Consider the following 24,517-nt stretch of genomic DNA (forward strand, 5'->3'; position numbering starts at 1 on the left):
GACCATGAAAGTCCTGGTCATCGATCGAGGCCCACGCCGACATCGGTCTGCGGAGGCCACTACCGATTACCAAGCACTACGGGTCGTCGGTCACCTCTCAGTCTACGTGCGCCCGCCCCGCAAGGGAAAAACCGGGGCCCGACCGGACTTCGAAGTACCGACCGGCGCCCGAATTGCAAGCAGCGTCTCGGGTTGCAGGCAGCGTCCCGTGGACAACGCGGGCAACTCGAGACGCTGGTGGCAACTCGGCGTCGATACCTCGGAAAACACGACGGGCCGTCCCGCGGAAAGCGGAACGGCCCGTGTGAGCGGATTCACCCCGTTCGGGTGAACCGAGGCTGCGATCGATCAGCGGCGCAGACCGAGGCGAGCGATGAGCGCACGGTAGCGCTCGATGTCGACCTTCTGCAGGTAGCCGAGCAGACGACGGCGCTGGCCGACGAGGAGGAGCAGGCCACGACGCGAGTGGTGGTCGTGCTTGTGCTCCTTGAAGTGCTCGGTGAGATCCTTGATGCGACGGGTGAGGACCGCGATCTGGACCTCCGGGGAACCGGTGTCGCCCTCGTGGACTGCGTATTCCTTGATGATCTCCTGCTTGATCTTCGGATCAAGTGCCATCGGATGTACCTCCGGGGTCGTTGCGCGGCGCCCCAACCTTCTGTTGAAGCACTATGGAACCGCGGCCGGTCGTAAAAACGGCTCCACAAGCCTACCACGGCGTGCCACCCCGTCAGGTCCACGCGACCCCCGGTGACCGGGCCCCGCAATTCCCGAGGCGCCCTGTCTCCGGACAGGAACCCTCTCCGCCCCGGGGCGCGAACCCTCACTCCGCGAGGATGTCCCGGATCCGTTCGACGTCGTCGCGCATCTGCTCGATGAGCGCCTCCATGCCGGTGAACTCGACCTGCCCACGGATCCGGTCGACGAACGCGAGGGTCATCGTGCGGCCGTACACGTCGAAACCGTCGAACTCGACGTCGATGAGGTGCGCCTCGACCCGGCGTTCGTGCCCGTCGAAGGTGGGATTGGTGCCGATCGAGATCGCGGCGGGATACACCTCGTCGAGTCCCTCGAAACGGGCGAGACCGGCGTAGATCCCGTCGGCCGGGACCGCGCCGAGCGCGTCCTGCGCGAGGTTCGCAGTGGGGAATCCCATCTCGCGTCCACGGGCATCCCCGTGGACGACCTCTCCGCGGACCTCGTGATGCACACCGAGCATCTGCGCGGCGGTCGCCACGTCCCCCGATTCGAGTGCGGCCCGGACGGCGGTCGAGGAGTACCGGGCTCCGTTGCCGACCTCCTCGGTGACCTCGACCTCGAGGCCGTGCTGTGCGCCGAGTTCCATGAGCGTCTCCAGATCTCCCGTGTTGTCGGTCCCGAACCGCACGTCCCGCCCGACGGTGATGAAACGTGCCCCGAGGCGCCCGATGAGGAAGCCGACGACGAACTCCTCCGGAGTCTGCCGGGCGAAGTCGAGCGTGTACGTCTGGACGAGAGCGGCGTCGATACCGGTCTGCGCCATCCGTTCGAGTTTGAGCGCGGTCGGCGTGATCTCCGCGGGTGCGCAGTCCGGCCGGTGCACCGCGCGCGGGTGCGGGTCGAAGGTCATCGCGAGCGACCGCAGTCGACGGGCGCGGGCGGCTCCCACGAGGGCCTGCAGGACCTCCCGGTGCCCGAGGTGAACTCCGTCGAAGTTCCCGAGCGTCACGGCAGTCGGTCCGAAGTCCTCGGGGATCTGCCCGACCTCCCGGAATACGTCCACGGTCGTCCTCTCTGTGTGGGTGCGTGCGGGTGTGCGATACGGCGGACCCAGATTAGCGCAGCAGGTCACACCTCGATGCCCGCGGCCGACTTGAGACCGCCCCGGGCACGTTCGAGCACGGCGACGAGCGACCCCTCGTGCACCCCGGCCCACAGCCCGCGCGGCGATTCCGGCAGTTCCGCGGGCAGGGGAAGGATCTTCCCCTGGGAGATCGCGAGGCGCTCGGCGCCGTCGAGCGGTACCACGGGCAGGACCCGCCCCGCGGCCGAGGCGAGGGGCAGCAGCGCCGGGGCCGGCGCCTCGGCGATCCCCGCCTCCGGATCCGGCCACGCCGGGAGGGCGAGGACCTCGTCCTCCGCGAAGGGGCCGACGCGCGTGCGACGCAGCGCCGTGAGGTGACCGTGGACGCCGAGGCCGGCGCCGAGATCGCGGGCGAGGGCACGGATGTAGGTGCCGGAGGAGCAGGTGACGGTGACGTCGACGTCGATCGCCCCGAGCGCAGCCTCGGCATCGGCCGTCCCGCGGGCCGCCTCCGCACCGGGTGCCCCGGCAGGCGGGCCTTCGGCACCGGCGGGAATCCCGCGGATCTCGTGGATCTCGAAGGCGGAGACCGTCACGGGACGTTCCTCGAGCTCGACGTCCTCCCCCGCCCGCACCCGGGCGTAGGAGCGCCTGCCGTCGACCTTGATCGCCGAGACCGCACTCGGTCGCTGGAGGATGTCGCCGGTGAGCGCGCGAACCCCCGCGGCGATGTCCTCCTCCGTGACGGCGGTCAGGCGCGCCGGATCCGCGAAGGTGTCCGGGGCGGAGTCGGCGTCGTCGGTCGGCGTCGAGGAGCCGAGGCGAATGCTCGCGGTGTACGTCTTGTCGAGCCCGACGAAGTACGTGAGGAGTTTCGTGCCGCGTCCGATCCCGAGGACGAGCACACCGGTCGCCATCGGGTCGAGCGTCCCGGCATGCCCGACCTTGCGGGTGCCGCACCACTTGCGGACACGGGAGACGACGCCGTGCGAGGACATCCCGGCGGGTTTGTCGACGAGCAGGACCCCGTTCGGTCCTGGCGATCCTGCGGTGTGCGAGTTCTTACCGGGCATGTCCGTCCTCGTCGGCTGCGGTGTACGACCGTGAGAACGCTACACCGGCGGGCACCGGCCGAGCATGTCGGTCGGTGCCCGCCGGTGCGGGGGCAGGGGGTGCGCAGGAGCCCGGGCGGCGCCGGCACGGTGGGATCAGTTCACGCTCACGTGCACGTGGTCGAAGTGGTTCGCGGTCGCGCTGCCGCGGTCCTCCATCGACTTCCAGGAACCACCGGGGTACTTGATGGCCTGCTCCCAGATGACGTACTTCACACCGAGTTCGTCGGCGTGCTCGAGCACGTAGTCCGCGATCGCGTCGCCGGTCGACCCGGTGATCATGACGTCGACCGCGTTGCCCGAACCGTGATCGGAGTCGGAGTCGTTGCGGTAGCCACCGTAGGAGTCGACCACGGGGAACTCGGCGCACACCGCTCGGTAGACGGCCTGCGCGTTCGCGGAGATCCCCGACTCGATCGAGGAGGAGACGTCGCAGGGCTCGGAGGAGACACCCGGATCCTCACGGCTCGCCGAGCGCGAGGTGTCCGCGGACGCGTCCTCGGAACGCTCGGACTTCACGTCCTCGATGTACTGGGAGGCGGCCTCGTCCTTCGCGGCCTCGCGATCCTCCTCGGACACGGTCGGCTCCGGTTCGGGGGCCGGCTCCGCGCCCGGGAGTTCGGCCGCCGGGGATTCCGCGGCGTCCTCCACCCGCGGGACGGAGACCTCGGACTGGGCCGCATGGTCCTCGTGCGCGCCGGCGGACGGCGCCTCTGCCTGCTCGGGCGTCGGCGCCTCGGCGACGACCGTTCCGGTGGCCTCCGGCGCGAAGGTGAAGGCGCCGGCGACGATCGCGATCGAAGCGGCTGCCGGAAGTGCGATCGCGGCGACCATCGGCCGGCTGCGGACGGTCCCCAGCACACCGGTCGCGGTGGCGACGGGGGCTCCGGATCGCGCGGGCACGGTCGGCGTGTCGTCGTTCCGCCCGAGCGGTGTCGGAGCCGTTCCGGCCTTCGTCCCTGCGCCCGCCGCCTCCGCGATAGGCGCTTGCGTCGCAGCGAGCGCCTCGGCTCGGCGGAGTTCTCGACGGCTCATGAAGGTGCCACCGGCGGTCGCGGCCGTCTCCTCCGGCGTCCGGTCCGCGACGGACTTCGCCCGCCTGGAGGTCGCGAGATCGCGCAGCAGTGTGCGTGCGTTCCCCGCCCACGAGGTGTTCTGATCCGAGTGCTTTCCCACGAAGTCCGTTTCCCATCGTCGTCGGTGGCCCGATCTCCCGCCGCGTTCGTGCGTCCGCGAGTCTTCGTGACCTTTTCGTGACACATCGAGCGTAACGGACGGCGCTTAGATGACAAAACGGTAACAAGAGTGTGTCATTCCCGCGGTGCGTTCCAGGACCTCGCAGGAGCCGCGAACAGGACCCGGGTCACAGACGAAAGCCCCGGTGAGAGGGCGGATGCACCGCTCCCCCACCGGGGCTTCGTGAAACCGGTCGCACCGGATGCTCGCGTCCGGCGCAACCGGGTATCGGACGTTCCGGAGCGCTCAGGCGGTCTCGTCGTCCTCGTGCGGCTTCCGGTACGGATCCGCCTCACCGGCGAAGGAGGCGTCCTTCGCGAGCGCGGCGACCTCGGCGTCCCGGGCGGCCGCCTCGGCGAGCTTCGCGTCGAGGTCCGCCGCGGCCTGCGGCACCGAGTCCGCGATGAACTCGAGCGTCGGAGTGAGCCGGATCTGGAGGCCCTTGCCGACCTCGGAGCGGATCATGCCCTTCGCGGACTCGAGGGCGGCGGCGGTGCCCGCGTGCTGCTCCTCGTCACCCCAGACCGTGTAGAACACCGTGGCGTTCTGCAGGTCCCCGGTGACCCGGACCTCGGTCACGGTGATGAAACCGAGACGGGGGTCCTTCACCCGCTTCTCGAGCGTGCTCGCGACGATGACCTTGATCCGGTCCGCGATCTTGCGGGCACGTGTGGAGTCGGCCATGGCGTTTTCCCTTCTTCTCTGTGTGGACACCACGGGTCCGGGTGCGCGGCGGGTGTACCGCGGCGCACCCGGACCCGTGCGTGTGTCGATGGGGTCACCCGCGCGTCAGTCGCGCGGCTTCTCCTGCATCTCGAAGGTCTCGATCAGGTCACCCTCGCGGATGTCGTTGAACGAGCCCAGGCCGATACCGCACTCGAAGCCCTCGCGGACCTCGGTGGCGTCGTCCTTGAACCGGCGCAGCGATTCGATGGTGAGGTTGTCGCCCACCACGACACCGTCGCGCGTGACGCGTGCCTTCGAGTTCCGCTTGATGAGGCCGTCGCGGACGATCGAACCGGCGATGTTGCCGAACTTGGAGGAACGGAACACCTCGCGGATCTCCGCGGACCCGGTGTGCACCTCCTCGAACTCCGGCTTGAGCATGCCCTTGAGGGCGTTCTCGATGTCGTCGATCGCGTCGTAGATGACCGAGTAGTAGCGGACGTCGACGCCCTCGCGCTCGGCGAGGTCGCGGGCGTTCGCCTCCGGGCGGACGTTGAAGCCGATGACGATGGCGTTGTCGACCGTCGCGAGGTTGATGTCGTTCTGCGTGATCGCACCGACGCCGCGGTGGATGATCCGCAGGTCGACGTCGTCGCCCACATCGATCTTGAGGAGTGAGTCCTCGAGTGCCTCGACGGCACCGGAGACGTCGCCTTTGAGGACGAGGTTGAGCATGTCGACCTTGCCGTCCTCGAGCGCCTTCGTGAAGTCCTCGAGGCTGATCCGCTTGCGGGTGCGGGCCTGAGCGGCATTGCGCTCGAGAGCATCGCGCTTCTCGGCGATCTGACGCGCGGTGCGGTCGTCGTCGGTGACGAGGAACGTGTCACCGGCGCGCGGCACCGAGGACAGACCGAGCACCTGCACCGGACGGGACGGGCCCGCCTCCGTGAGGGTCTCGCCGTACTCGTCGAACATCGCACGGACACGGCCGAATGCGGTACCGCACACGATCGCGTCACCCTGCTTGAGAGTTCCGGCCTCGACGAGGACGGTCGCGACGGAGCCGCGGCCCTTGTCGAGCTTGGCCTCGATCGCGATACCGCGCGCGGCCTTGTCCGGGTTGGCCCGGAGGTCGAGCGAGGCGTCGGTCGTGAGCAGGACGGCCTCGAGGAGGTCGTCGATGCCCTCGCCCTTGAGCGCGGAGATCGGCACGAACATCGTGTCGCCGCCGTACTCCTCGGCCACGAGGTTGTACTCGGTGAGCTGCTGCATGACCTTCTGGGGGTTCGCACCCTCCTTGTCGATCTTGTTCACCGCCACCACGACCGGAACGCCTGCGGCCTCCGCGTGGTTGAGGGCCTCGATCGTCTGCGGCATCACACCGTCGTCCGCGGCGACCACGAGGATCGCGACGTCGGTCGCCTGCGCACCACGGGCACGCATGGCGGTGAACGCCTCGTGACCCGGGGTGTCGAGGAAGGTGATCTTCCGCTCGGCGCCCTCGTGCTCGACGGCCACCTGGTACGCACCGATGTGCTGGGTGATGCCACCGGCCTCGCGGGCGACGACGTTCGAGGAACGCACCGCGTCGAGGAGCTTGGTCTTACCGTGGTCGACGTGACCCATGACGGTGACGACCGGGGGACGCGGCAGCTTGAGTGCGTCGTCCTCCTCGTTCTCCTCGCCCTCGAGATCGATGTCGAAGGTCTCGAGGAGCTCACGGTCCTCGTCCTCCGGGGAGACGACCTCGATCTTGTAACCGAGCTCCTCACCGAGGATCCGGAACGTGTCCTCGTCGAGCGACTGCGTGATCGTCGCCATCTCGCCGAGGTGGAAGAGGATCGTCACGAGGTTCGTCGGATCCGTGTTGATCTTCTCCGCGAAGTCCGCGAGCGAGGCGCCGCGACGCAGGCGCAGGGGCGTGTTGCCGTCACCGCGCGGGACGCTCACACCGCCGACGGACGGTGCGGACATCTGCTCCAGTTCCTGGCGCTTCGCCCTCTTCGACTTCCGACCGCGCGCCTTCGAGCCGCCGCGACCGAATGCACCCTGGGTGCCACCGCGACCGCGACCGGAGCCACGACCGCCGCCACCACCACCGGGACGACCCGGAGCGCCGCCACCGGGACGGCCCGGGGCACCGCCGCCACCGCCGGGGCCACCACGGCCGCGGCCGGGCGCCGGCTTGTTGAGCGCGGAGTTCTTGAGCATCGCGGGGTTCGGCCGCGGCACACCCGGGCGGGGTGCGGGCTTCGGACCACCGGGACGCGGTGCCGGAGGCTTCGGACCGCCGGGACGCGCGCTGTCGGCACCCGCGGGGGCACCGCCGGGACGCGGACCGGGCTTACCGGGACCGCCGGAACGGCCACCGGGCTTCGGCATTCCCTGCGAGGGAGCGAACGGGTTGTTCCCCGGGCGCGCATTGGAGCGACCACCGGGCTTGGGACCGCCGGGCTTCGGAGCAGCAGCGCCCGGCTTCGGAGCAGCAGCGCCCGGCTTGGGTGCCGGAGCCTTCGGAGCCGGTCGCGGACCCGGTGCGGGTGCGGACTTCGCCGCCGGCGCCTCGGGTGCGGGGTTCGGCGCGGCGGGGGCCGCAGGCGTCGGGGCCTTGGGGGCAGGTGCCTGCGGAGCGGCCTCGGCTGCGGGAGCCTTCGGGGCCGGGGTCTTCGGCGCTGCCTTGGCGGCGGGCGCCTTCGGCGCTGCCGGACCGGGCTTCACGGCACCCGGCTTCGGGGCACCCTGCTTCGCCGCGGCCTTCGGGGCCGGCTTGGCGGAGGTCTTCGAGGAATCGTCGCCGCCTGCGGAGCCGTAGGACTCCTTCAGCTTGCGGACGACGGGCGCCTCCAGCGTCGACGACGCGGAACGGACGAACTCGCCCATTCCCTGCAGTCGGGCCAGAACGTCCTTACTGGTTGTGCCGAGCTCCTTCGCGAGCTCATGGACACGGGGCTTTGCCACATTTCTCCTGTCCGGGCTCCACCCGGACAGGGCGGAACCCACTACGAGTGCGCAGTGCTCATCTCACTGCTCACGGTCGTGCTTCCGAGGCGTCATTTCTGAACGCTCACTAGTCGGTTTCCATTTCGGTCTACCCGCTTTCCGCTGATGAACGGATCACCGAGGGCATTTCCGGCACACCGACTCCCGGTGACCGCAATGCTCTCGAAAAGGCATTCTTCTTCAGTGCCAGGTTCCAACATCTCTCGCTCGGGTGGACCCAGGCACCCCGTCCGGGGAGCCTGCGTGCACCGTCGGCGACGACCTCGGCGCGGGGCGCTCCCGGCTCCCGGACTGCGACGAGTCGCAGCAGGGCCGATTGCGCATCCCGTGTGCGGCACCCGATGCACGTACGGACCGGAGCAGCGGTGGTACTCGCTGCTGAACCGGTGACCGGAACGGCGTCGGGCGCAATTGACACGCGCTCCATTCTACAGCAACAGCACAGGCCCCGACCGGTCCGAACTGGACGGTCGGGGCCCGCGTGACGGGTGTCACTCGCCGGCGACGATGTCGATCTTCCAGCCGGTGAGCTTGGCGGCGAGGCGGGCGTTCTGACCCTCCTTGCCGATCGCGAGGGAGAGCTGGTCGGCCGGGACGGTGGCCCGCGCGGAGCGGAGCTTCTCGTCGAGGACCTCGACCCTCGTCACCTTCGCCGGGGACAGCGCATTGCCGATGAACCGCGCCGGGTCGTCGTGGTAGTCGATGATGTCGATCTTCTCGGCGCCGAGTTCGTTCATCACCGAACGCACGCGCGAGCCGAGTTCACCGATGCACGCGCCTTTGGCGTTGACTCCGGGGACGGTGGCGCGGACGGCCATCTTCGTGCGATGGCCGGCCTCGCGCGCGAGGGACACGATCTCGACGGTGCCGTCGGCGATCTCGGGGGCCTCGTGCGCGAACAGCTTGCGCACGAGGTTCGGGTGCGAACGGGACACGGTGATCGAGGGGCCCTTGTCGCCCTTCTCGACGTTCGCGACGTACACGCGCAGGCGGGTGCCGTGCGAGTAGTCCTCGCCGGGAACCTGCTCGTGCGGGGGCAGCAGCGCCTCGACGTCACCGAGGTCGACCTGGACCATGCGCTCGTCGCGGCCCTGCTGGATGATGCCGGAGACGATCTCACCGGAACGGTCGCGGAAGGACCCGAGGACGGCTTCGTCGGCGACGTCGCGCAGGCGCTGGTGGATGACGTTGCGGGCGGTCATCGCGGCGATCCGGCCGAAGCCCGAGGGGGTGTCGTCGAACTCGCCGATCGGCACGTCGTCGTTGTCGAACTCGACGGCCCAGATGTGCGCCTCACCGGTCTTCTTGTCGACCTCCGCACGGGCATCGGGCCAGGCCCCCTCGGTGCGGTGGTAGGCGATGAGCAGTGCCTGCTCGATGAGTTCCACGAGCGTGTCGAAGGGAATCTCGCGTTCCCGTTCGATCATCCTGAGTGCGCTGAGATCGATGTCCATGGGTGCAGCCCCGTCCTGCCGATTGAGTTGTCTGTATTCAACCCGATGTTGTCAGCTCGGAGTCCTCACGCGGAACCGGGGTTCCCCGTCCGAGTTCTCCGTCCCGATGTCGGTCGTCCCACCTTACGTCCCGCAGGCCTCAGCGGAACTTCAGAAGCACCTGCGCGTGGTCGATCTCACCGTAACCGAGGCGCCGCGTCGTCTCCGACTTCGTGTCCTTCACGAGAATGCCGTCCTCGTCGACCTCGAGGAGGTCCGCGTGGAGGTGCGCGTCCTTGCCGCTGCGGCCGGCCTCGGTGATGTCGAGGGTCCGGCCGAGGACCCGCCGGTAGTGGCGGGGTTCGGTGAGGGCACGGAAGGCCCCGGGCGAACTCACCTCGAGGGTGTACGGGTGGTCGTTGAAGAGGGGTGCGGGGTCGAGGACCTCGGAGACGATCCGCGTCGCCTCGACGATGGTCTCCGAGGACACGGGGTCCGTGGTCTCGCCGGCGAGGTCGACGATGATCGTGAGGGAACGCCGTGCGCCGGCGGCGAAGGGCTTCACCTCCTCGACGAGGAGCCCGAGTTCCGCAAGCGGACCCGTGATGAGGTCCCTGATCGGTTCTGCGTCCTGTGCCACGTGGTCCTCCGTTCGCCCGCTGCTCGGGTCCGCCACCTGTGGAAGCGGCCCGCTCTCCGGCCTGCTGCCGACGTGTCACAAGACTAGAACAGGTACGGCCCCTCCGACCGGGCTCGTACGCGCGTGCCGGGCTTAGGATGAATCACATGCGCGCCGAGAACACCCCGCCCCACCTGCGACGACGGACGGTCCTCGCGGCGGCGGCCACCGGCGTCCCACTGCTCCTCGCCGCACTCACCGGGTGCACCGGCACCCCGCTGCGCTGGGACACTCCCCCGGACATCCCGACCCCGAGCGCTTCCGACGAGGTCCGGAACGCCGTCGCCACCGTCCTCGCGCACACCTCCGCGAACGAGGCGGTCATCGGGTCCGATACCGCGCTCACGCAGTTGAGCGAGGCCGTCGGTCCGGTGTGGGCGCCTCCTGTCGACCCGCGATCTCCTTCGGCTTCGGGGGCACCGACCGCCTCGCCCACCGAACAGCCACGCGAGTACCGCGCCGGTCTCACGGAGGTCGTCACCACCGTGTCCGAGGGCTGGTCCGTTCTCGATCCCTCCCTCACCCCGGTGCTCGCGGACGTCATGGTCGGAGCGTTCCTGTCCCTCCGCGCGGTCGACGGACCTTCTGCCGCAGCCCTCCTCCCCCGGTTCGAGGTCACGCGTGCAGCGGCACCGGGTGAGTCCGCGGCCGTCGACGTCACGGCCCTCGTCGACGCACTCCGGACGGCGCATTTCGCGTACGAACGCCTCGCGGTGTTCCTCGACGCCGAATCCGCTCACGGTGCCGCCGCACGCGCCCGGCTCGATTCGCTGTCGGCGTCCGCGCACGCAGCAGAGACCGTTCTCGTCGACGACCTCGGCGGCGCACCGGTGCCCGACGTTCCCGTCCGGTACCTCCCGACGGACCCCACGGACGCGCAGTCGGCGCTCGCGGTGGCCGTCACCGCGGAGGACACCGTGTGCGCCGCACTTCCCGCTGTGTTCGGCAGCGCGGCCCCGGCCCAAGCCGTCGGCCTCCGGGCGCTCCGGGAATCCGCCGAGGCGCGGGCCGGGTTCGCCGGCGGCCCGCAGGTCCTTCGGTTCACGGTCTCCGGTGCCACGCCGGCACCGACGGACGGTGCCGGTGCGACGTCGGAAGGCGACGGGAGTGCCGTGGTGGCGGGCGCCTCGGGGGCTGATTCCTGATGCGCCTCACGGTTCCGCAGGTCCTTCTGAACTCCGTCACCGAGGTGAACGGAGAGGCCCGCGCACAGGCGTGGGAGCGGGCGCTCGACTTCATGCTCGACGAGGTGCTCGATCGCTGGCATCTCACGGTGGACCCCCTGCCGGGTTCGCCCTGGGCCGGGATGGAGTCACTCGTGGTACCGGTCCTCACGACCGAGGGATATCGGGCGATCCTCCGTTTCGCCTCCCCCAACCGGGACAATCCGCGCGTGCACGAACAGGTGATGCGGGCCCTCCACGCGTGGAACGGGCACGGTGCCGTCCGGGTCATCCACGAGGACCCCTCGTTCCGCGTGACGCTCCAGGAGCGGTTGCGGACCGGGGTCGATCTGTCGACGGAGCCGCTCGAGAACGTTCCGGCGATCTGGGGGCAGCTCGTCCGGTCGCTCCTCGTGCCCGGTGACCGTTCGTTCGTACGGGTCCAGGACGTGGCGGCCGCGTTCCCCGGCAAGCTCGAGCGGGACACTCCGCTCCTCCACGAACTCCCGGAGTTCCGGCCCGGGCCGAACGAGGACTCCCGGGTGCTCGAGATCGCCGCGGCATGGGCGCACGAACTCGCGATCTCCGAGGACTCCTGGCTGCTGCACGCGGATCTGCACTACTACAACATCCTGGCGGGCAACCCGGACCCCCACGGCATCGCGACGTGGAAGGCGATCGACCCGCAGCCGGTGACCGGGCCGAGTGCGTACATGGTGGCGCCGCTGCTGTGGAACCGCCTCGGGGAAATCCCGGCGACCGAACCCGAGGCGCAGGCGGCGTGGTTGCGCGCGTTCGCCGCGGACCTCTGCCGGCACGCGGACATCGATCGGGGGTACGGCATGGGCGCCTCGGTGATGCGCGAGGTCGAGAACCTGCTCTGGTACGTGCGGGCCGCCGCCGGCGCCGCGCGGAACGGGGACGAGGCCGGCCGCGCACGCTTCCACGGGGACGCCGCACGATCCCTGTGGGTGGCGCGGGCGCTCAGCGGGGTGTCCGTGTACGGCGTGAGCGCGCACCGGCTCAAGCCGTTGGGGTGAGGTCGGGCCGGGAGTGAATGACACCGGCCCCGGCGCACGAGCGACGGGGCCGGAACGGTTCGAGTGGGAGACGCGTGTCAGCGGTGGGCGCCGAGCTCCGCGTACTTCTCGTCGACGAAGGTGACGACACGGGTGACGGCCTCGTCCACGGGCAGTTCGGTGCTCTCGCCGGTGCGGCGGTCACGGAGTTCGACCTTGCCGTCGGCGAGGCCGCGTCCGACGACGAGGACGGTCGGCACACCGAGGAGTTCGGCATCACCGAACTTCATGCCGGGGCTCACCTTCGGGCGGTCGTCGATGAGGACCCGCAGGCCCGCGGACTCGAGAGCTGAGGTGAGTTCCTCCGCCTTCTCGAGGATCTCCGGTCCCTTGCCGGTGGCGACGACGTGGACGTCCGCCGGGGCGAGGTGCTGGGGCCAGACGAGACCGCGGTCGTCGTGGTTCACCTCGGCGATGCACGCCATGACGCGGGTGACGCCGATGCCGTAGGAGCCCATGGTGACGACGGTCTGCTTGCCGTTCTCGTCGAGGACCTTGAGGCCGAGCGCCTCTGCGTAGCGGCGGCCGAGCTGGAAGATCTGCCCGATCTCCACGCCACGGGCGAGTTCGAGCGGACCCGAACCGTCCGGTGCCGGGTCGCCCGCGCGGAGCTCTGCGGCCTCGACGGCGCCATCGGCCGTGAAGTCGCGACCGGCGACGAGGTCGAAGACGTGCTGGCCGGAGGAGTTCGCGCCGGTGATCCAGCGGGAACCCTCGCCCACGCGCGGGTCGAGGAGGTACTTGATCCCCGTCGCGCTCTCGAGGCCGAGCACCGGCTCGTCGAGCGAGAGGCCGGGGCCGATGTAGCCCTTGACGAGGAGCGGGTTCGCGGCGAGGTCCGCCTCGGTCGCGGGTTCGACCTCGATCTCACCGGCACCGAGGGCACCCGAACCGGCGGCGCGGGACAGGTCGACCTCGCGGTCGCCGGGCAGGCCGATGACGACGAGCTCGCGTTCCCCACCGGGGTGGGTGACGGCGACGACGACGTTCTTGAGGGTGTCGGCCGCGGTCCACGGGCGGTCCTCGCGCGGGTGGAGGGCGTTGGCCGCCTCGACGAGGGTGTCGATCGTCGGGGTGTCGGGGGTCGCCTCGACGTGAGCGGCGGGGACGTCGCTGTAGTCGACGGGCGCGGGCACCGGAGTGGTGACGGCCTCGACGTTCGCGGTGTAGCCGCCCGGCGAGCGCACGAAGGTGTCCTCACCGACCTCGTTCGGGTGGAGGAACTCCTCGGTCTCCGAACCGCCCATCGCGCCGGCGGTCGCACGCACCGTGACGTACTCGAGTCCGAGTCGGTCGAAGATCCGGATGTACGCCTTCCGCATCGCCTCGTAGGACTTCGCGAGTCCGGCGTCGTCGATGTCGAAGGAGTACGCGTCCTTCATGACGAACTCGCGACCGCGGAGGATACCCGCGCGAGGACGTGCCTCGTCGCGGTACTTCGTCTGGATCTGGAAGATGTTGAGCGGGAGGTCCTTGTACGAGTTGTACAGGTCCTTCACGAGGAGGGTGAACGCCTCCTCGTGCGTGGGCGCGAGGATGTAGTCGTTGTCCTTGCGGTCGACGAGGCGGAACATGTCGTCGCCGTAGTCGGTCCAGCGACCGGTCTCCTTGTACGGGTCCGCCGGCAGCAGTGCCGGGAAGTGGACCTCCTGGGAACCGGCGGCCTCCATCTCCTCACGGATGATCGCCTCGATCCGGCGGAGCACGCCCAGACCGAGCGGGAGCCACGTGTAGATGCCCGGGGCGGAACGACGGATGTAGCCGGCGCGGTGGAGGAGCTTGTGGCTCGCGACCTCGGCGTCCGCCGGGTCTTCCTTGAGGGTGCGCACGAAGAGTGACGACATCCGCATGGGCATGGGCGGTTCTCCTTGTCGGGACGTGGGATTACCGAGGAACTGTATCACCGCGACCGAATCCGTTTCTGCCGCATGATCCCGCGGCAGAACGCGCATGGACGTGTGTTCGGACACACCCCGGATGCGGGCGGGGTGACAGCTGCCGTTCCCCTGGCCGTTTCCTCCGGTTCTCCTGCCGTTCGGGACACGGCTCGACACGATCGGTCGACCGAAGTGGAGCGCGTTCGACGGGCTTCTGCGAGCCGCTCGGATCGGCCGCCGGACTACACTTCACCGGCATGGCAGCGACTGTGATCACGGAACCGGGATACACCCAGCGCATCGACGTGTGGCTGTGGACCGTGCGGATGTTCAAGACGCGATCGGCGGCCACCTCGGCCGTGCGCGGTGGGCACATCCGGGTCGACGGGAACCCCGTGAAGGCCGCGCAGAAGCTCTCGCTCGGGCAGGAGGTCCGCATCCGGAAGCCCGGCTTCGAGAAGATCCTGAAGGTCCGCGGGTTCCTCGCCACCCGGGGCGGCGCACCCCTCGCGGTGCAGTGCTACGAGGACCTCACCCCGGCCCCGGACCCCGTGCTCCGGGCGCCGGTCCCCCGCCGCGACAAGGGCACCGGTCGCCCCACGAAGAAGGACCGCCGCGCGCTCGACCGCCTGCGTGGCCGGGAGTGACACCGGTCAGTACATCACCGTCGCGAAGGTCCCCGTCTGCGAGTACCCCGCTTTCTCGTAGGCACGTCGGGCCCGGTCGTTGAAGTCGTTGACGTAGAGGGAGACCACCGGGCTCACGTTCTCCTGCACCCACCGGGTCACCGCGACCATCGCCGGAGCGGCGATCCCGCGACCGCGGAAGTCGGGGTGCACCCACACGCCCTGGATCTGCACGGCCTTCGCGGACCGGATCCCGAGGTCCGCCTTGAAGACCACCTGCTCGGCGACCGAGGCAGCCGGCCAGCGACGCAGTGTCCCGCCGTCGGGCGCCTTCGCGGTGGTGAAGAGCAGCGTGTTGTTCGAATCGAGCAGGTTGCGCACCCGCTGCTGGTAATTCCCTCCGTTCTCGAGCGGGGAGAACCCGACCTCCTCGGTGAACATCCGGACGGACGCCGCGAAGGTCGCCGGGAGATCACCCGGATCACCCGGCCGTACCCGCGGGTCCGGATCCACGAGGGGTTCCCGGTCCGCGACCATGAGCGGTTGCGCCGGACGCACACCACGCGGCGACCCCCAGTTCAACCGGGAGTTCAGGTCGAGCATGGACCGGGCCTCACCGATGAGCGAGCACGAGTACCGGCCGCGCCGGTTGAGCACCTCGGCGACCGCGGCGTTCGACCGCGGGGTCGGATCCACACTCATGATGCTCGTGCCGATCCAGTACGCCGAACGCGGCTGCCCGTCCTCGAACCAGGCGTACAGGGTGCCCACGGCCGAGGACACCGCAGCGGTGCCGGTCATCGCGAGCAGACTCTGGAGGAACGCATGGCGCGCGGGGTCGACGTCGATCCGTTCCTGCAACCAGGCGGTGTGCTCCGCTCGCAGCGGTAGGAGTTCCATTCCCCGGGGCCCTCGGAATCAGCGGACCGGGCTCAGGCGACGACGACCTCGGGCGGACCCGAGGGAGCGTCCGATTCCTCCGCGATCCGCATCGCTTCCTCGATGAGGGTCTCGACGATCTGACTCTCGGGCACCGTCTTGATGACCTCGCCCTTGACGAAGATCTGACCCTTGCCGTTGCCGCTCGCGACACCGAGGTCGGCCTCTCGGGCCTCACCCGGACCGTTGACGACGCAGCCCATGACCGCCACGCGCAGCGGCACCTCCATGCCCTCGAGCCCGGCGGTCACCCTGTCCGCGAGCGAGTACACGTCCACCTGGGCGCGACCGCAGGAGGGGCAGGACACGATCTCGAGCTTGCGGGGGCGCAGGTTGAGCGACTGCAGGATCTGCCCGCCGACCTTGACCTCCTCGACCGGGGGCGCGGAGAGGGACACGCGGATCGTGTCACCGATGCCCTGGGACAGGAGCGCGCCGAAGGCGGTCGCGGACTTGATCGTGCCCTGGAACGCCGGGCCCGCCTCCGTCACACCGAGGTGGAGCGGCCAGTCACCACGCTCCGCGAGGAGCTCGTAGGCGCGCACCATGACGACGGGGTCGTTGTGCTTCACGGAGATCTTGAAGTCGTGGAAGTCGTGTTCCTCGAAGAGGCTCGCCTCCCACACCGCGGACTCGACGAGCGCCTCGGGCGTCGCCTTGCCGTACTTCTCCATGATGCGCTTGTCGAGGGAACCGGCGTTCACGCCGATGCGGATGGAGACCCCGGCGGCTGCGGCCTCCTTCGCGATCTGCCCGACCTGGTCGTCGAACTTCCGGATGTTGCCCGGGTTCACGCGCACGCCCGCACAACCGGCCTCGATCGCGGCGTACACGTACTTCGGCTGGAAGTGGATGTCCGCGATGACCGGGATCTGGCTCTTCTGCGCGATCGCCGGGAGGGCGGCGGCGTCGTCCGCGCTCGGGCAGGCGACCCGCACGATGTCGCAGCCGGCGGCGGTGAGTTCCGCGATCTGCTGGAGCGTCGCGTTGATGTCCGTCGTCTGCGTCGTGGTCATCGACTGGATGCTCACCGGGAAATCGGAACCGACCCCCACCTTGCCGACCTTGATCTGACGCGTCTTGCGGCGCGGGGCCAGAACCGGCGGCGGAGCAGCAGGCATTCCAAGATTGACCGAGGTCACGGGTTTCCCTTCGATATGTCGTTCGGAACGCATTCATCCTAGACCCCGCCCCTCACGAGTTGCTGGGACGGGGGCGGACCGAGGATGTAATCCCCCGGACACGCGGGGCGGGCCCAGGAACCGCCGAGGCGCGGGGCGGCTGGGAGCCGCGTGGCGCCTCGGGAGAAGTGGACGGGACTCAGGCCGCCGGAGCGGCCGGATCGGCCGTACGGCGTCGCGCGATCTGCAGCGCCGCGAGTGCCACGACGAGCACGATGCCGACGATCGACACGACGATGTTCGGGAACACGAGTGCGATCCCGGCGACGAGGAGCACGATCGTCTCCACGAGCGAGTTGCATGCGAAGAAGTAGCCCGCAGATCCGGCCGCGATCGCCACCATACCGACCGCCACCGTGACGAACGTGACCGCGAACTGCCCGACCGAGGCACTGCCCTGGAAGATGAGCGCGGGTTCGACGACGAACACGAAGGGCACGATGAAGCCCGCGAGTGCGACCCGCAGAGCTGTGACGCCGGACCGCAGGGGGTTCGATTTCGCGATGCCGCTCGCGGCGAACGCCGCCAGGCACACCGGCGGGGTGATGTCCGCGAGGAGCCCGAAGTAGAACACGAAGAGGTGCGCGGCGAGGACCGGGACGTCGAACTCCATGATGAGGATCGGTGCCGCGACGGAGGCCGTGACGACGTAGTTCGCGGTGGTCGGCAGGCCCATGCCGAGCACGATGCACGCGAGCATCGTGAAGACGAGCACGAGAGCGAACTTCACTCCGAACTGGTCGACGTCGTTCACATCGTCGATGAGACCGATCGCCTTGACGATGACCCCTGCGCCGTCGACGATGCCGCCGGAGAGGCGTCCACCGAGGCCGGTCGACGTGACGACACCCGCGACGATGCCGGCCGTCGCACAGGCGGCGATGACCGGGAGCGCCACACGTGCGCCGGATTCGAGCACGTCGATGAATCCGCGCAGATCCAGACGCGTGTGCTTGCGGAAGAAGCTGATGACGAGTGCGACGACGATGCCCCAGATGGCGGAGTTCGCCGGTGTCCGACCGGACATGAGCAGCGTGATGATGACCGCGAGCGGCAGGAGGAGGTCGAGGCGCTTGAGGAGGAACATCCACGTCGGCAGCTGGTTCGCCGGGATACCCGCGATCCCGTGGCGCTTCGCCTCGAAGTGCACGGCCACCATGACACCCGCGAAGTAGAGGAACGCCGGAATGATGGCGACGAGGATGATCGTGCTGTAGGGCATGGCCGTGTACTCGGCCATGATGAAGACCGCGGCACCCATGATCGGCGGCATGATCTGCCCACCGGTCGAGGCGGTGGCCTCCGTGGCGGCCGCGAAGGTCGGCTTGAACCCGACCTTCTTCATCATCGGGATCGTGAAGGAGCCGGAGGCGACGGTGTTCGCGACCGAGGAACCCGTGACGGTGCCCTGAAGGGCCGAGGCGACGACCGCGGCCTTCGCCGGACCACCCGTGTACCGGCCGGTGAGCCGGAACGCGAGCTCGTTGAAGTAGCCGCCGATGTCCGTCTTCACGAGGACGACGCCGAAGACGAGGAAGAGGAACACGAAGGTCGACGACACCTGGATGGGCGTACCGAACACGGCGCGGGACGTGAAGAAGGTCTGTTGGACGACGTTCTCCCACGTCGACCCGGCGTGCGAGAGGAACGGCGAGTACTTGCCGAGCCACCAGTAGAGCAGGGCGATGATCGCGATGACGACGATCGGCAGACCGACGCAGCGCCGCGTCCCCTCGAGGATGAGGAGGATACCGACGAGCGCGACGGTGGTGTCGAGCGCGGTGTATCCGAACAGCTGGACATCGAGGCTGTTGAGGTGGCCGTACCCGAACACGATGTACGCCGAGCAGCCCATCGCCGCGAGCGCGAGCACGGTGTCGACGACGAGTGCGATGAGGTAGCGGCCCCGGGTCGTCGTCTCCTTGAGGCTGAGGCTCTTGTGGAGCGGGTAGAGCATGAAGATGAGGCCCATCGCGCCACCGACGTGCACCGCACCCTGGATGAGGGTCGGGCGTGATCCGGCGAGAGCCGTCCACACCTGGAATCCCGTGAGGGCGAGTGCGACGACGAAGACGGCGATGCGCCAGGGGCCGAGTTCGGAATCGAGGCGGTACCGGGCCGCGGTGTCGTGCTCGCGGAGGATCGCCTCGGCCCGGGCCTCCGCCTCCGAGGTGTCGAGGACGTCGACGCCGAGGACCTCGCCCTCGTGGCCGGGTTCGCGCGGATCGCGAACGGATCCCGCGTCCGTGTGCTTCGTGTTCATCATCTCCTCTTTCTACAGGTCCGCGCGTGCGGCACCGCGGTGCGCGGCGGCACGTCACGCGCCTGTGTCCCACCCGGGCCCGTGCACCGGTGGAACGCGGCAATGCCGACCGGCGCGATTCCGTGGGAATCCGCGCCGATCGGCACTGTCGGTGGAAGGGGCACCGGCCTCGTTACTCGAGGAGGCCCTGCTCCTGGAAGTACTGCTCGGCACCCGGGTGCAGCGGCACGTCGCCCTGACCGAGGAGAGCCTCGTCGACGGTGATGAGCTTGCCCTGGGCGAGCGAGATCTGGTCGGCGTTCTCGTACAGCGCCTTCGTGATCTCGTAACCGCGCTCCGGGCTCACCTGGGTGGTGGAAGCGACGACGGAGGCGAAGACGCTCACCGTGAGGATGTCCTCCTCGGCGAACTCGTAGGTGCCACCGGCGATCGTGTAGGGCTCGAAGTCGGTGGTTTCCGCGATCTCGTCGGCCACCGCCTGGTCGAGCGGAAGCACCTTGACGTCGGCGTTCGCCGAGAGCTCGGAGAGGGCTGCGGCCGGCACGCCGAGGATCTCGATCGAGGCGTCGATGTTGCCGTCCTGCATGAGGGTACGGGCGTCCGAGAAGCCTTCCTCGTACGCCTCGTAGTCACCCTCGTTGATGTCGTAGGCACCGAGAATCGCCTCGGCGACGGCACGGGTACCGGAGCCCGGGGCGCCGACCGCGATGCGCTTGCCCTTGAGGTCCGCGACGCTCTCGAAGCCGCTCGCCTCGAGCGTGATGACCTGCGCGGCCTCCGGGTAGAGCTTGCCGATCCACCCGATGTTCTCCATCGTGGCACCGAGTTCCTCGAACTGACCGGTGCCGGACACGGCCTCGATCGCGGTGTTGTTCTGGGTGAAGCCGAGCTGCGCCTCACCCTTCGCGATCCGACCGAGGTTGTCGACGGAGCCGTCGGACTCGACCGCGTTCACGGTGAGGCCCTCGATGTTGTCGTTGAAGATGTTCGCGTACTCGTTGCCGAGCGGGTAGTAGACACCGCCGGTGCCACCGGTGGCGAAGGTGAGTTCGTCGGTGAACGCAGCCCCTCCGGAGCCCTCACCGCCGGAGGAGCAGGCGGACAGGGCAAGAGCGGCAGCACTCGCGATCGCGGCGATGCGACCGAAACGTCCGAGCTTCATGTGGAATGTCCTTCTCTAGGCTGATGCTTGTCAGATACCATCCCAGATTCCATGAGCGGACTCACAGTCGTAAGCGCTTGATAGGGAAACTTCGCGCGGATCGGTGCACGTTCGTCACCGATTCGTTATGCGATCGTGACAGGACCGATGTTGCCCGGCGGCTCGAGCGCGGGTGCCGGCGACTCGACCACAGGTGCCCGCTATTCGAAGACGCGGATCGGTTCGAACAGGTCGACCCACACGAGCAGCACCGTCATGCACAGCATGAGCCCGACGACGGTGTACGTGAGCGGCAGCAACCGCGCCGTGTCGAACGGACCGATCGCACCCCGTCCGCGCAACAGGTTGATCCGCCGCCGCGCACCCTCGTAGAGGGCGACCGCGATGTGCCCGCCGTCGAGCGGCAGCAGCGGCACCATGTTGAACGCGAAGAGGAAGAGGTTGAGCGAACCGAGCAGGCCGAGCCCGAGGTTGAGCTTGCCGGTGAGGTCGACGAGGTCCGTGCTCACGACCTCCCCCGCGATCCGCCCGACACCCACCATGCCGATCGGCCCGTTCGGGTCCCGCTCCGTGTCCGTGAACGCGACCTCCCCGACGCCGACGAGCTTCTGCGGCAGGGTGAACAGTGCGTGGAACGTCTGCCCGAGCATGTCGGCCATCTGTGCGGGGAACTCCGAGACCGGGATCGGCCGGTACTCCTGGCGCGGTCCGATCCCGAGGAACCCGGTCGGCTCGAGTTGCTGATCCCCGTTCGCATCGAGGACCGGCACACCCGAGGCGTCCGTCTTCACCCGTTCGGTCACGATGATGGGGGCCTGCAGGGTGAGTTCCTCACCGTCGCGTTCGATCATCACCGGCACCGTCCGCCCGGCCGAGGCGCGTACGGCCTCCGAGAGTTCCTCCCAGGTGCCCACCGGCGTCCCGTCGATCGAGAGGACAGTGTCGCCCGGTTGCATCCCGATCTTCCACGCGGGAGTGAGCGCATCGCCGTCCCGGCACTCGGACGCCGCCTGCGCCGCTTCCTCCTCCGAGGCGCCTGCCTCGCGCGCGGCCTGCTGCCGCTCGGCCGTCACGGAGGCCGGCACCGCACATTCGACGACGGTGTCGACCGTCGTCGACAGGGCCGGGTTCCCGATCCCGAGGAGCACGATCCCCATGACGACGATGCCGAGCACGAGGTTGACGACGGGTCCGCCGAACATGACGACGAGCCGCTTGGGGACGGGGAGCGCGTAGAAGGTGCGGTGTTCCTCCCCCGGTGCGATCTCCTCGTTCGAGACGTCGCGGGCGTCCTGCATCGAGCGTTCGAAGAGGCGGGCCCGGCGCCGGCGGCGGGCCGGGGCCGAGGTGACGGGCGCCTCGGCGGTGGAGAGCGCCTCCCCGGTGGCGGCAGCGTCCTCGGTTGCGGCGGCGTCCTCGGTACCGGCATCGGCCGCCCCGTCCTCGATCCGGGTCCGGGTCGCCTCCTCGGGCGGGTACATCCCCGGCATCGCGATGAACCCGCCGAGCGGCAGGAGCTTGATCCCGTACTCGGTGTCGCCGCGGCGGAGGGAGAACACGGTGGGCCCGAAGCCCACCATGTACTTCGTCACCTTGACCCCGAACGCCTTCGCGGGGACGAGGTGGCCGAGTTCGTGGAGCGCGATGGACAGCCCGATCCCCACGAGGAAGAGGACGATGCCGAGGGTGTAGAGCAGGACGGTCATGCCGGTGCGTCGCTCCGGTTCGCGATCCGGGTGGCGGTGTGTGCACGGGCTGCGGCGTCCGCGGCGAGGACGGACTCGAGGGTGACCTCGCCGAGCTCCTCGTGGGCGTCGAGCGCGGCGGCGATCCCGTCGGCGATCTCGGTGAAGCGGACGCGGCCGGCGTGGAAGGCCTCGACGAGGACCTCGTTCGCGGCGTTGTAGACCGCAGGATACGTCCCTCCGGCCCGGCCCGCGCGGTAGGCGAGCGACAGGGCCGGGAACGCCTCGTCGTCGACGGGTTCGAAGGTCCACGTCGCGGCCTGCGTCCAGTCGTTCGGGGTCGTCGCGCCGGGAATCCGATCGCCGAGCCCGAGGGCGTACGCGATCGGCAGGCGCATGTCCGGGGGCGAGACCTGGGCGATCGTCGAACCGTCGACGAACTCGACCATCGAGTGGATCTGGCTCTGCGGGTGGACGACCACCTGGATGTCGTCGTAGTCGGTGCCGAACAGGTAGTGCGCCTCGATGACCTCGAGCCCCTTGTTCACGAGGGACGCGGAGTTCGTCGTGATGACAGTGCCCATGTTCCACGTGGGGTGGACGAGTGCCTGCGCCGGCGTCACCTCGGCGAGTTCGGCACGGCTCATGCCCAGGAAGGGCCCGCCCGAGGCGGTGACGACGAGGCGGCGGACCTCCGCCTCACGGCCCGAGCGCAGGGCCTGCGCGATCGCCGAGTGCTCACTGTCGACGGGGATGAGGCGGGCGCCGTTCCGGGCAGCGGCGTCGAGGACGACCGGACCGCCGACAATGAGCGATTCCTTGTTCGCGAGAGCGACATCGGTCCCCGCCTCGAGCGCGGCGAGCGTGCCGGTGAGGCCGACCGCTCCGGTCACGGCGTTGAGGACGATGTCCGCCGGGTACGCGGCCACGGTGTCGCCCGCTCCGGGCCCGAGGTGGATGTCCTCGACCGTGTCCGGCATCCCGAGGCGCCGCGCGTGCTCCGCGAGAGCGTCCCGCACCTCGGCCTCTCCCCCGGCGGGCGGGGTGTGGATCCCGAGGACCCGTGCCCCCGTAAGGATCGCCTGTTCGGTCACGAGGGCGACGTTCGATCCTGCGGTGAGGCCGACCACACGGAAGCGCTCCGGGTTGTCGTACACGAGGTCGAGGGTCTGGGTGCCGACGGAGCCTGTGGCCCCCATTACAATGAGCAAGCGATCGTTCACGGACCACGATCTTGCCACCGTTGCCTGGTCGTTCCGTGCACGCCCACCCTGATGTCCACAGAAAGCAGCAGAAGAGATGAGCTCCGTCCTCACTCCCGATCAGATCCTCGGTGTCGACTCCGTCTTCGCGAAGGAAGACCTCGAATGGGCCGGCATCGTCCGCAAGTGGCTCGACGAGAACGTGCGCGAGAAGATCGGTGACTGGTACATCGACGGCACCATTCCCGCCCGCGAACTCGCCGAGGGACTCGGCGAACTCGGCGTGCTCGGTATGCACCTCGAGGGCTACGGCTGCGGCGGCGCGACCGCCACCCAGTACGGCCTCGCCTGCCGTGAGCTCGAGGCCATCGACTCCGGCCTCCGCTCCCTCGTCTCCGTCCAGGGCTCCCTCGCGATGTTCGCGATCCACCACTGGGGTTCGGAGGAGCAGAAGGAGGAGTGGCTCCCCCGCATGGCGCAGGGCAAGGCCATCGGCTGCTTCGGTCTCACCGAACCCGACGTCGGATCCGACCCCGCCGGCATGCGCACCTACGCGAAGAAGGACGGGGACGACTGGATCCTCAACGGCGCGAAGATGTGGATCACGAACTCCCCCGTGGCCGACGTCGCCGTCGTGTGGGCCAAGACCGACGAGGTCGACGCCAAGGGCAAGAACGTCGTCCGCGGCTTCGTCGTCCCGACGAACACCCCGGGCGTGGAGACCCCCGTCATCAAGCGCAAGATCTCCCTCCGCGCCTCCATCACCGGTGAGATCGTCCTCGACAACGTCCGCCTCCCCGCTTCCGCGATGCTCCCGAAGGCCAAGGGCCTGCGCGGGCCGCTCTCGTGCCTCTCCGAGGCGCGCTTCGGCATCGTCTTCGGTGTCACCGGCGCCGCCCGCGACGCCCTCGAGGCCGCCCTCGACTACACGGGCACCCGCATCCAGTTCGACCGTCCGCTGTCGTCCTTCCAGATCTCGCAGCAGAAGCTCGCGAAGGCCTTCGGCCAGTACGCGTCGATCACCCTGCTCGCCGCGCACATCGGGAAGATCAAGGACGAGAAGGGCGTCATGCCCGAGCAGATCTCGCTCGGCAAGATGGTCACCGTCGACACCGCGATGAACATCTGCCGTGACCTGCGCGCCCTCTTCGGCGGCTCCGGTATCACGAGCGAGTACTCGCCGCTGCGTCACGCGGTCAACCTCGAGACCGTCCTCACCTACGAGGGCACCCACGAGGTCCACCAGCTCACCCTGGGCCGCGCGATGACCGGTATCAACGCCTTCGCGAACTGAGGGAACCGAGGTCAGCGGGTTCCGCCCGGTGACCTCGCACCGACGGACCCCCGTCGGCAGCAACCGCTGCCGACGGGGGTCCGTCGTCGTGTGGAAAAGAACGCCGAGGCGCATCGGGCACCCGGCACCCCGCACCC

Annotated in this window: 20 protein-coding genes; 4 read left to right on the top strand and 16 right to left on the bottom strand. The window is 69.2% G+C overall.

Going from position 1 to position 24,517, the window contains the following annotated elements; genetic code table 11:
• Nucleotides 1-348: 348 nt before the first annotated feature.
• The 9 genes from rpsO to ABD172_RS06565 form a co-directional block, all read right to left on the bottom strand.
• Complete coding sequence (gene rpsO, locus ABD172_RS06525; protein WP_344308045.1) at nt 349-618, bottom strand: 30S ribosomal protein S15; 270 nt, start codon at nt 616-618, stop codon at nt 349-351.
• 205 nt (nt 619-823) lie between these two features.
• Nucleotides 824-1,762 carry a bifunctional riboflavin kinase/FAD synthetase gene (locus tag ABD172_RS06530; protein WP_344308047.1) on the bottom strand — a complete coding sequence of 313 codons (939 nt, stop codon included), beginning with the start codon at nt 1,760-1,762 and terminating at the stop codon, nt 824-826.
• 65 nt (nt 1,763-1,827) lie between these two features.
• Complete coding sequence (gene truB / locus ABD172_RS06535; protein ID WP_344308049.1) at nt 1,828-2,856, bottom strand: tRNA pseudouridine(55) synthase TruB; 1,029 nt, start codon at nt 2,854-2,856, stop codon at nt 1,828-1,830.
• Nucleotides 2,857-2,991: 135 nt separating this feature from the next.
• Nucleotides 2,992-4,071, bottom strand: a complete 1,080-nt coding sequence (locus ABD172_RS06540; protein WP_344308051.1) for a VldE C-terminal domain-containing protein — start codon at nt 4,069-4,071, stop codon at nt 2,992-2,994.
• Between the two features lie 306 nt (nt 4,072-4,377).
• The gene (gene rbfA, locus ABD172_RS06545; protein ID WP_344308053.1) at nt 4,378-4,815 is read right to left on the bottom strand and encodes a 30S ribosome-binding factor RbfA; all 438 of its coding nucleotides are present in this window, start codon (nt 4,813-4,815) and stop codon (nt 4,378-4,380) included.
• A gap of 105 nt (nt 4,816-4,920) precedes the next feature.
• On the bottom strand, nt 4,921-7,755 hold the full coding sequence (infB, locus tag ABD172_RS06550) for a translation initiation factor IF-2 (protein ID WP_344308055.1): 2,835 nt from the start codon (nt 7,753-7,755) through the stop codon (nt 4,921-4,923).
• 130 nt (nt 7,756-7,885) lie between these two features.
• Nucleotides 7,886-8,224: a YlxR family protein gene (locus ABD172_RS06555; RefSeq protein ID WP_344308057.1), complete on the bottom strand. Its 339-nt coding sequence runs from the start codon at nt 8,222-8,224 to the stop codon at nt 7,886-7,888.
• Between the two features lie 64 nt (nt 8,225-8,288).
• Nucleotides 8,289-9,251, bottom strand: a complete 963-nt coding sequence (gene nusA, locus ABD172_RS06560) for a transcription termination factor NusA (protein WP_344308059.1) — start codon at nt 9,249-9,251, stop codon at nt 8,289-8,291.
• Between the two features lie 139 nt (nt 9,252-9,390).
• Nucleotides 9,391-9,870, bottom strand: a complete 480-nt coding sequence (locus tag ABD172_RS06565) for a ribosome maturation factor RimP (protein WP_344308061.1) — start codon at nt 9,868-9,870, stop codon at nt 9,391-9,393.
• Nucleotides 9,871-10,016: 146 nt separating this feature from the next.
• On the opposite strand from ABD172_RS06565, the gene ABD172_RS06570 reads away from it, so the two are divergent.
• A complete protein-coding gene (locus tag ABD172_RS06570; RefSeq protein ID WP_344308063.1) occupies nt 10,017-11,054 on the top strand; it encodes a ferritin family protein in 1,038 nt (345 codons plus the stop codon).
• Nucleotides 11,054-12,112, top strand: coding sequence for an aminoglycoside phosphotransferase family protein (locus ABD172_RS06575; protein ID WP_344308064.1), 1,059 nt, complete (start codon nt 11,054-11,056; stop codon nt 12,110-12,112). The genes ABD172_RS06570 and ABD172_RS06575 overlap by 1 nt, the downstream gene beginning before the upstream one ends.
• Nucleotides 12,113-12,189: 77 nt before the next feature.
• Here ABD172_RS06575 and ABD172_RS06580 read toward each other — a convergent pair whose 3' ends face one another.
• The gene (locus tag ABD172_RS06580) at nt 12,190-14,007 is read right to left on the bottom strand and encodes a proline--tRNA ligase (protein ID WP_344308066.1); all 1,818 of its coding nucleotides are present in this window, start codon (nt 14,005-14,007) and stop codon (nt 12,190-12,192) included.
• Nucleotides 14,008-14,285: 278 nt separating this feature from the next.
• Between ABD172_RS06580 and ABD172_RS06585 the strand changes: the two genes are divergently transcribed.
• Nucleotides 14,286-14,675 carry an RNA-binding S4 domain-containing protein gene (locus ABD172_RS06585; protein WP_344308068.1) on the top strand — a complete coding sequence of 130 codons (390 nt, stop codon included), beginning with the start codon at nt 14,286-14,288 and terminating at the stop codon, nt 14,673-14,675.
• A gap of 6 nt (nt 14,676-14,681) precedes the next feature.
• On the opposite strand, the gene ABD172_RS06590 is transcribed toward ABD172_RS06585, so the two are convergent.
• The 6 genes from ABD172_RS06590 to dxr all read right to left on the bottom strand — a co-directional run bounded on the left by ABD172_RS06590 (nt 14,682) and on the right by dxr (nt 23,107).
• Nucleotides 14,682-15,554 (bottom strand): GNAT family N-acetyltransferase, encoded by an 873-nt coding sequence (locus ABD172_RS06590; RefSeq protein ID WP_344308069.1) that lies wholly within the window; start codon nt 15,552-15,554, stop codon nt 14,682-14,684.
• A 32-nt stretch (nt 15,555-15,586) separates the two neighbouring features.
• Nucleotides 15,587-16,714, bottom strand: coding sequence for a flavodoxin-dependent (E)-4-hydroxy-3-methylbut-2-enyl-diphosphate synthase (gene ispG / locus ABD172_RS06595; protein ID WP_344308071.1), 1,128 nt, complete (start codon nt 16,712-16,714; stop codon nt 15,587-15,589).
• 199 nt (nt 16,715-16,913) lie between these two features.
• Entirely contained in the window at nt 16,914-19,040 is a 2,127-nt protein-coding gene (locus ABD172_RS06600) for a TRAP transporter permease (protein WP_344308073.1), read from the bottom strand.
• A 169-nt stretch (nt 19,041-19,209) separates the two neighbouring features.
• Nucleotides 19,210-20,199: a TAXI family TRAP transporter solute-binding subunit gene (locus ABD172_RS06605; RefSeq protein ID WP_344308075.1), complete on the bottom strand. Its 990-nt coding sequence runs from the start codon at nt 20,197-20,199 to the stop codon at nt 19,210-19,212.
• A 200-nt stretch (nt 20,200-20,399) separates the two neighbouring features.
• Nucleotides 20,400-21,905, bottom strand: a complete 1,506-nt coding sequence (locus ABD172_RS06610) for a M50 family metallopeptidase (RefSeq protein ID WP_344308077.1) — start codon at nt 21,903-21,905, stop codon at nt 20,400-20,402.
• Nucleotides 21,902-23,107 carry a 1-deoxy-D-xylulose-5-phosphate reductoisomerase gene (gene dxr / locus ABD172_RS06615; RefSeq protein ID WP_344308079.1) on the bottom strand — a complete coding sequence of 402 codons (1,206 nt, stop codon included), beginning with the start codon at nt 23,105-23,107 and terminating at the stop codon, nt 21,902-21,904. The genes ABD172_RS06610 and dxr overlap by 4 nt, the downstream gene beginning before the upstream one ends.
• Nucleotides 23,108-23,183: 76 nt before the next feature.
• Here dxr and ABD172_RS06620 point away from each other — a divergent pair, with 76 nt between their 5' ends.
• The gene (locus tag ABD172_RS06620; protein WP_344308081.1) at nt 23,184-24,380 is read left to right on the top strand and encodes an acyl-CoA dehydrogenase family protein; all 1,197 of its coding nucleotides are present in this window, start codon (nt 23,184-23,186) and stop codon (nt 24,378-24,380) included.
• The last annotated feature ends 137 nt before the right edge of the window (nt 24,381-24,517 follow it).

Source organism: Brevibacterium samyangense, assembly GCF_039529845.1.
In the GTDB taxonomy this organism is placed as follows: domain Bacteria; phylum Actinomycetota; class Actinomycetes; order Actinomycetales; family Brevibacteriaceae; genus Brevibacterium; species Brevibacterium samyangense.

What these genes read in the sequence shown, in the direction of transcription:
- ABD172_RS06575 (WP_344308064.1), top strand. Translation starts at nt 11,054, where the DNA reads ATGCGCCTCACGGTTCCGCAGGTCCTTCTGAACTCCGTCACCGAGGTG.
- ABD172_RS06605 (WP_344308075.1), bottom strand. Translation starts at nt 20,199, where the DNA reads ATGAAGCTCGGACGTTTCGGTCGCATCGCCGCGATCGCGAGTGCTGCC.
- truB (WP_344308049.1), bottom strand. Translation starts at nt 2,856, where the DNA reads ATGCCCGGTAAGAACTCGCACACCGCAGGATCGCCAGGACCGAACGGG.
- ABD172_RS06580 (WP_344308066.1), bottom strand. Translation starts at nt 14,007, where the DNA reads ATGCCCATGCGGATGTCGTCACTCTTCGTGCGCACCCTCAAGGAAGAC.
- rbfA (WP_344308053.1), bottom strand. Translation starts at nt 4,815, where the DNA reads ATGGCCGACTCCACACGTGCCCGCAAGATCGCGGACCGGATCAAGGTC.
- ABD172_RS06585 (WP_344308068.1), top strand. Translation starts at nt 14,286, where the DNA reads ATGGCAGCGACTGTGATCACGGAACCGGGATACACCCAGCGCATCGAC.
- ABD172_RS06620 (WP_344308081.1), top strand. Translation starts at nt 23,184, where the DNA reads ATGAGCTCCGTCCTCACTCCCGATCAGATCCTCGGTGTCGACTCCGTC.
- ABD172_RS06600 (WP_344308073.1), bottom strand. Translation starts at nt 19,040, where the DNA reads ATGATGAACACGAAGCACACGGACGCGGGATCCGTTCGCGATCCGCGC.
- nusA (WP_344308059.1), bottom strand. Translation starts at nt 9,251, where the DNA reads ATGGACATCGATCTCAGCGCACTCAGGATGATCGAACGGGAACGCGAG.
- ABD172_RS06610 (WP_344308077.1), bottom strand. Translation starts at nt 21,905, where the DNA reads ATGACCGTCCTGCTCTACACCCTCGGCATCGTCCTCTTCCTCGTGGGG.
- ispG (WP_344308071.1), bottom strand. Translation starts at nt 16,714, where the DNA reads ATGCCTGCTGCTCCGCCGCCGGTTCTGGCCCCGCGCCGCAAGACGCGT.
- ABD172_RS06570 (WP_344308063.1), top strand. Translation starts at nt 10,017, where the DNA reads ATGCGCGCCGAGAACACCCCGCCCCACCTGCGACGACGGACGGTCCTC.
- ABD172_RS06590 (WP_344308069.1), bottom strand. Translation starts at nt 15,554, where the DNA reads ATGGAACTCCTACCGCTGCGAGCGGAGCACACCGCCTGGTTGCAGGAA.
- rpsO (WP_344308045.1), bottom strand. Translation starts at nt 618, where the DNA reads ATGGCACTTGATCCGAAGATCAAGCAGGAGATCATCAAGGAATACGCA.
- ABD172_RS06555 (WP_344308057.1), bottom strand. Translation starts at nt 8,224, where the DNA reads ATGGAGCGCGTGTCAATTGCGCCCGACGCCGTTCCGGTCACCGGTTCA.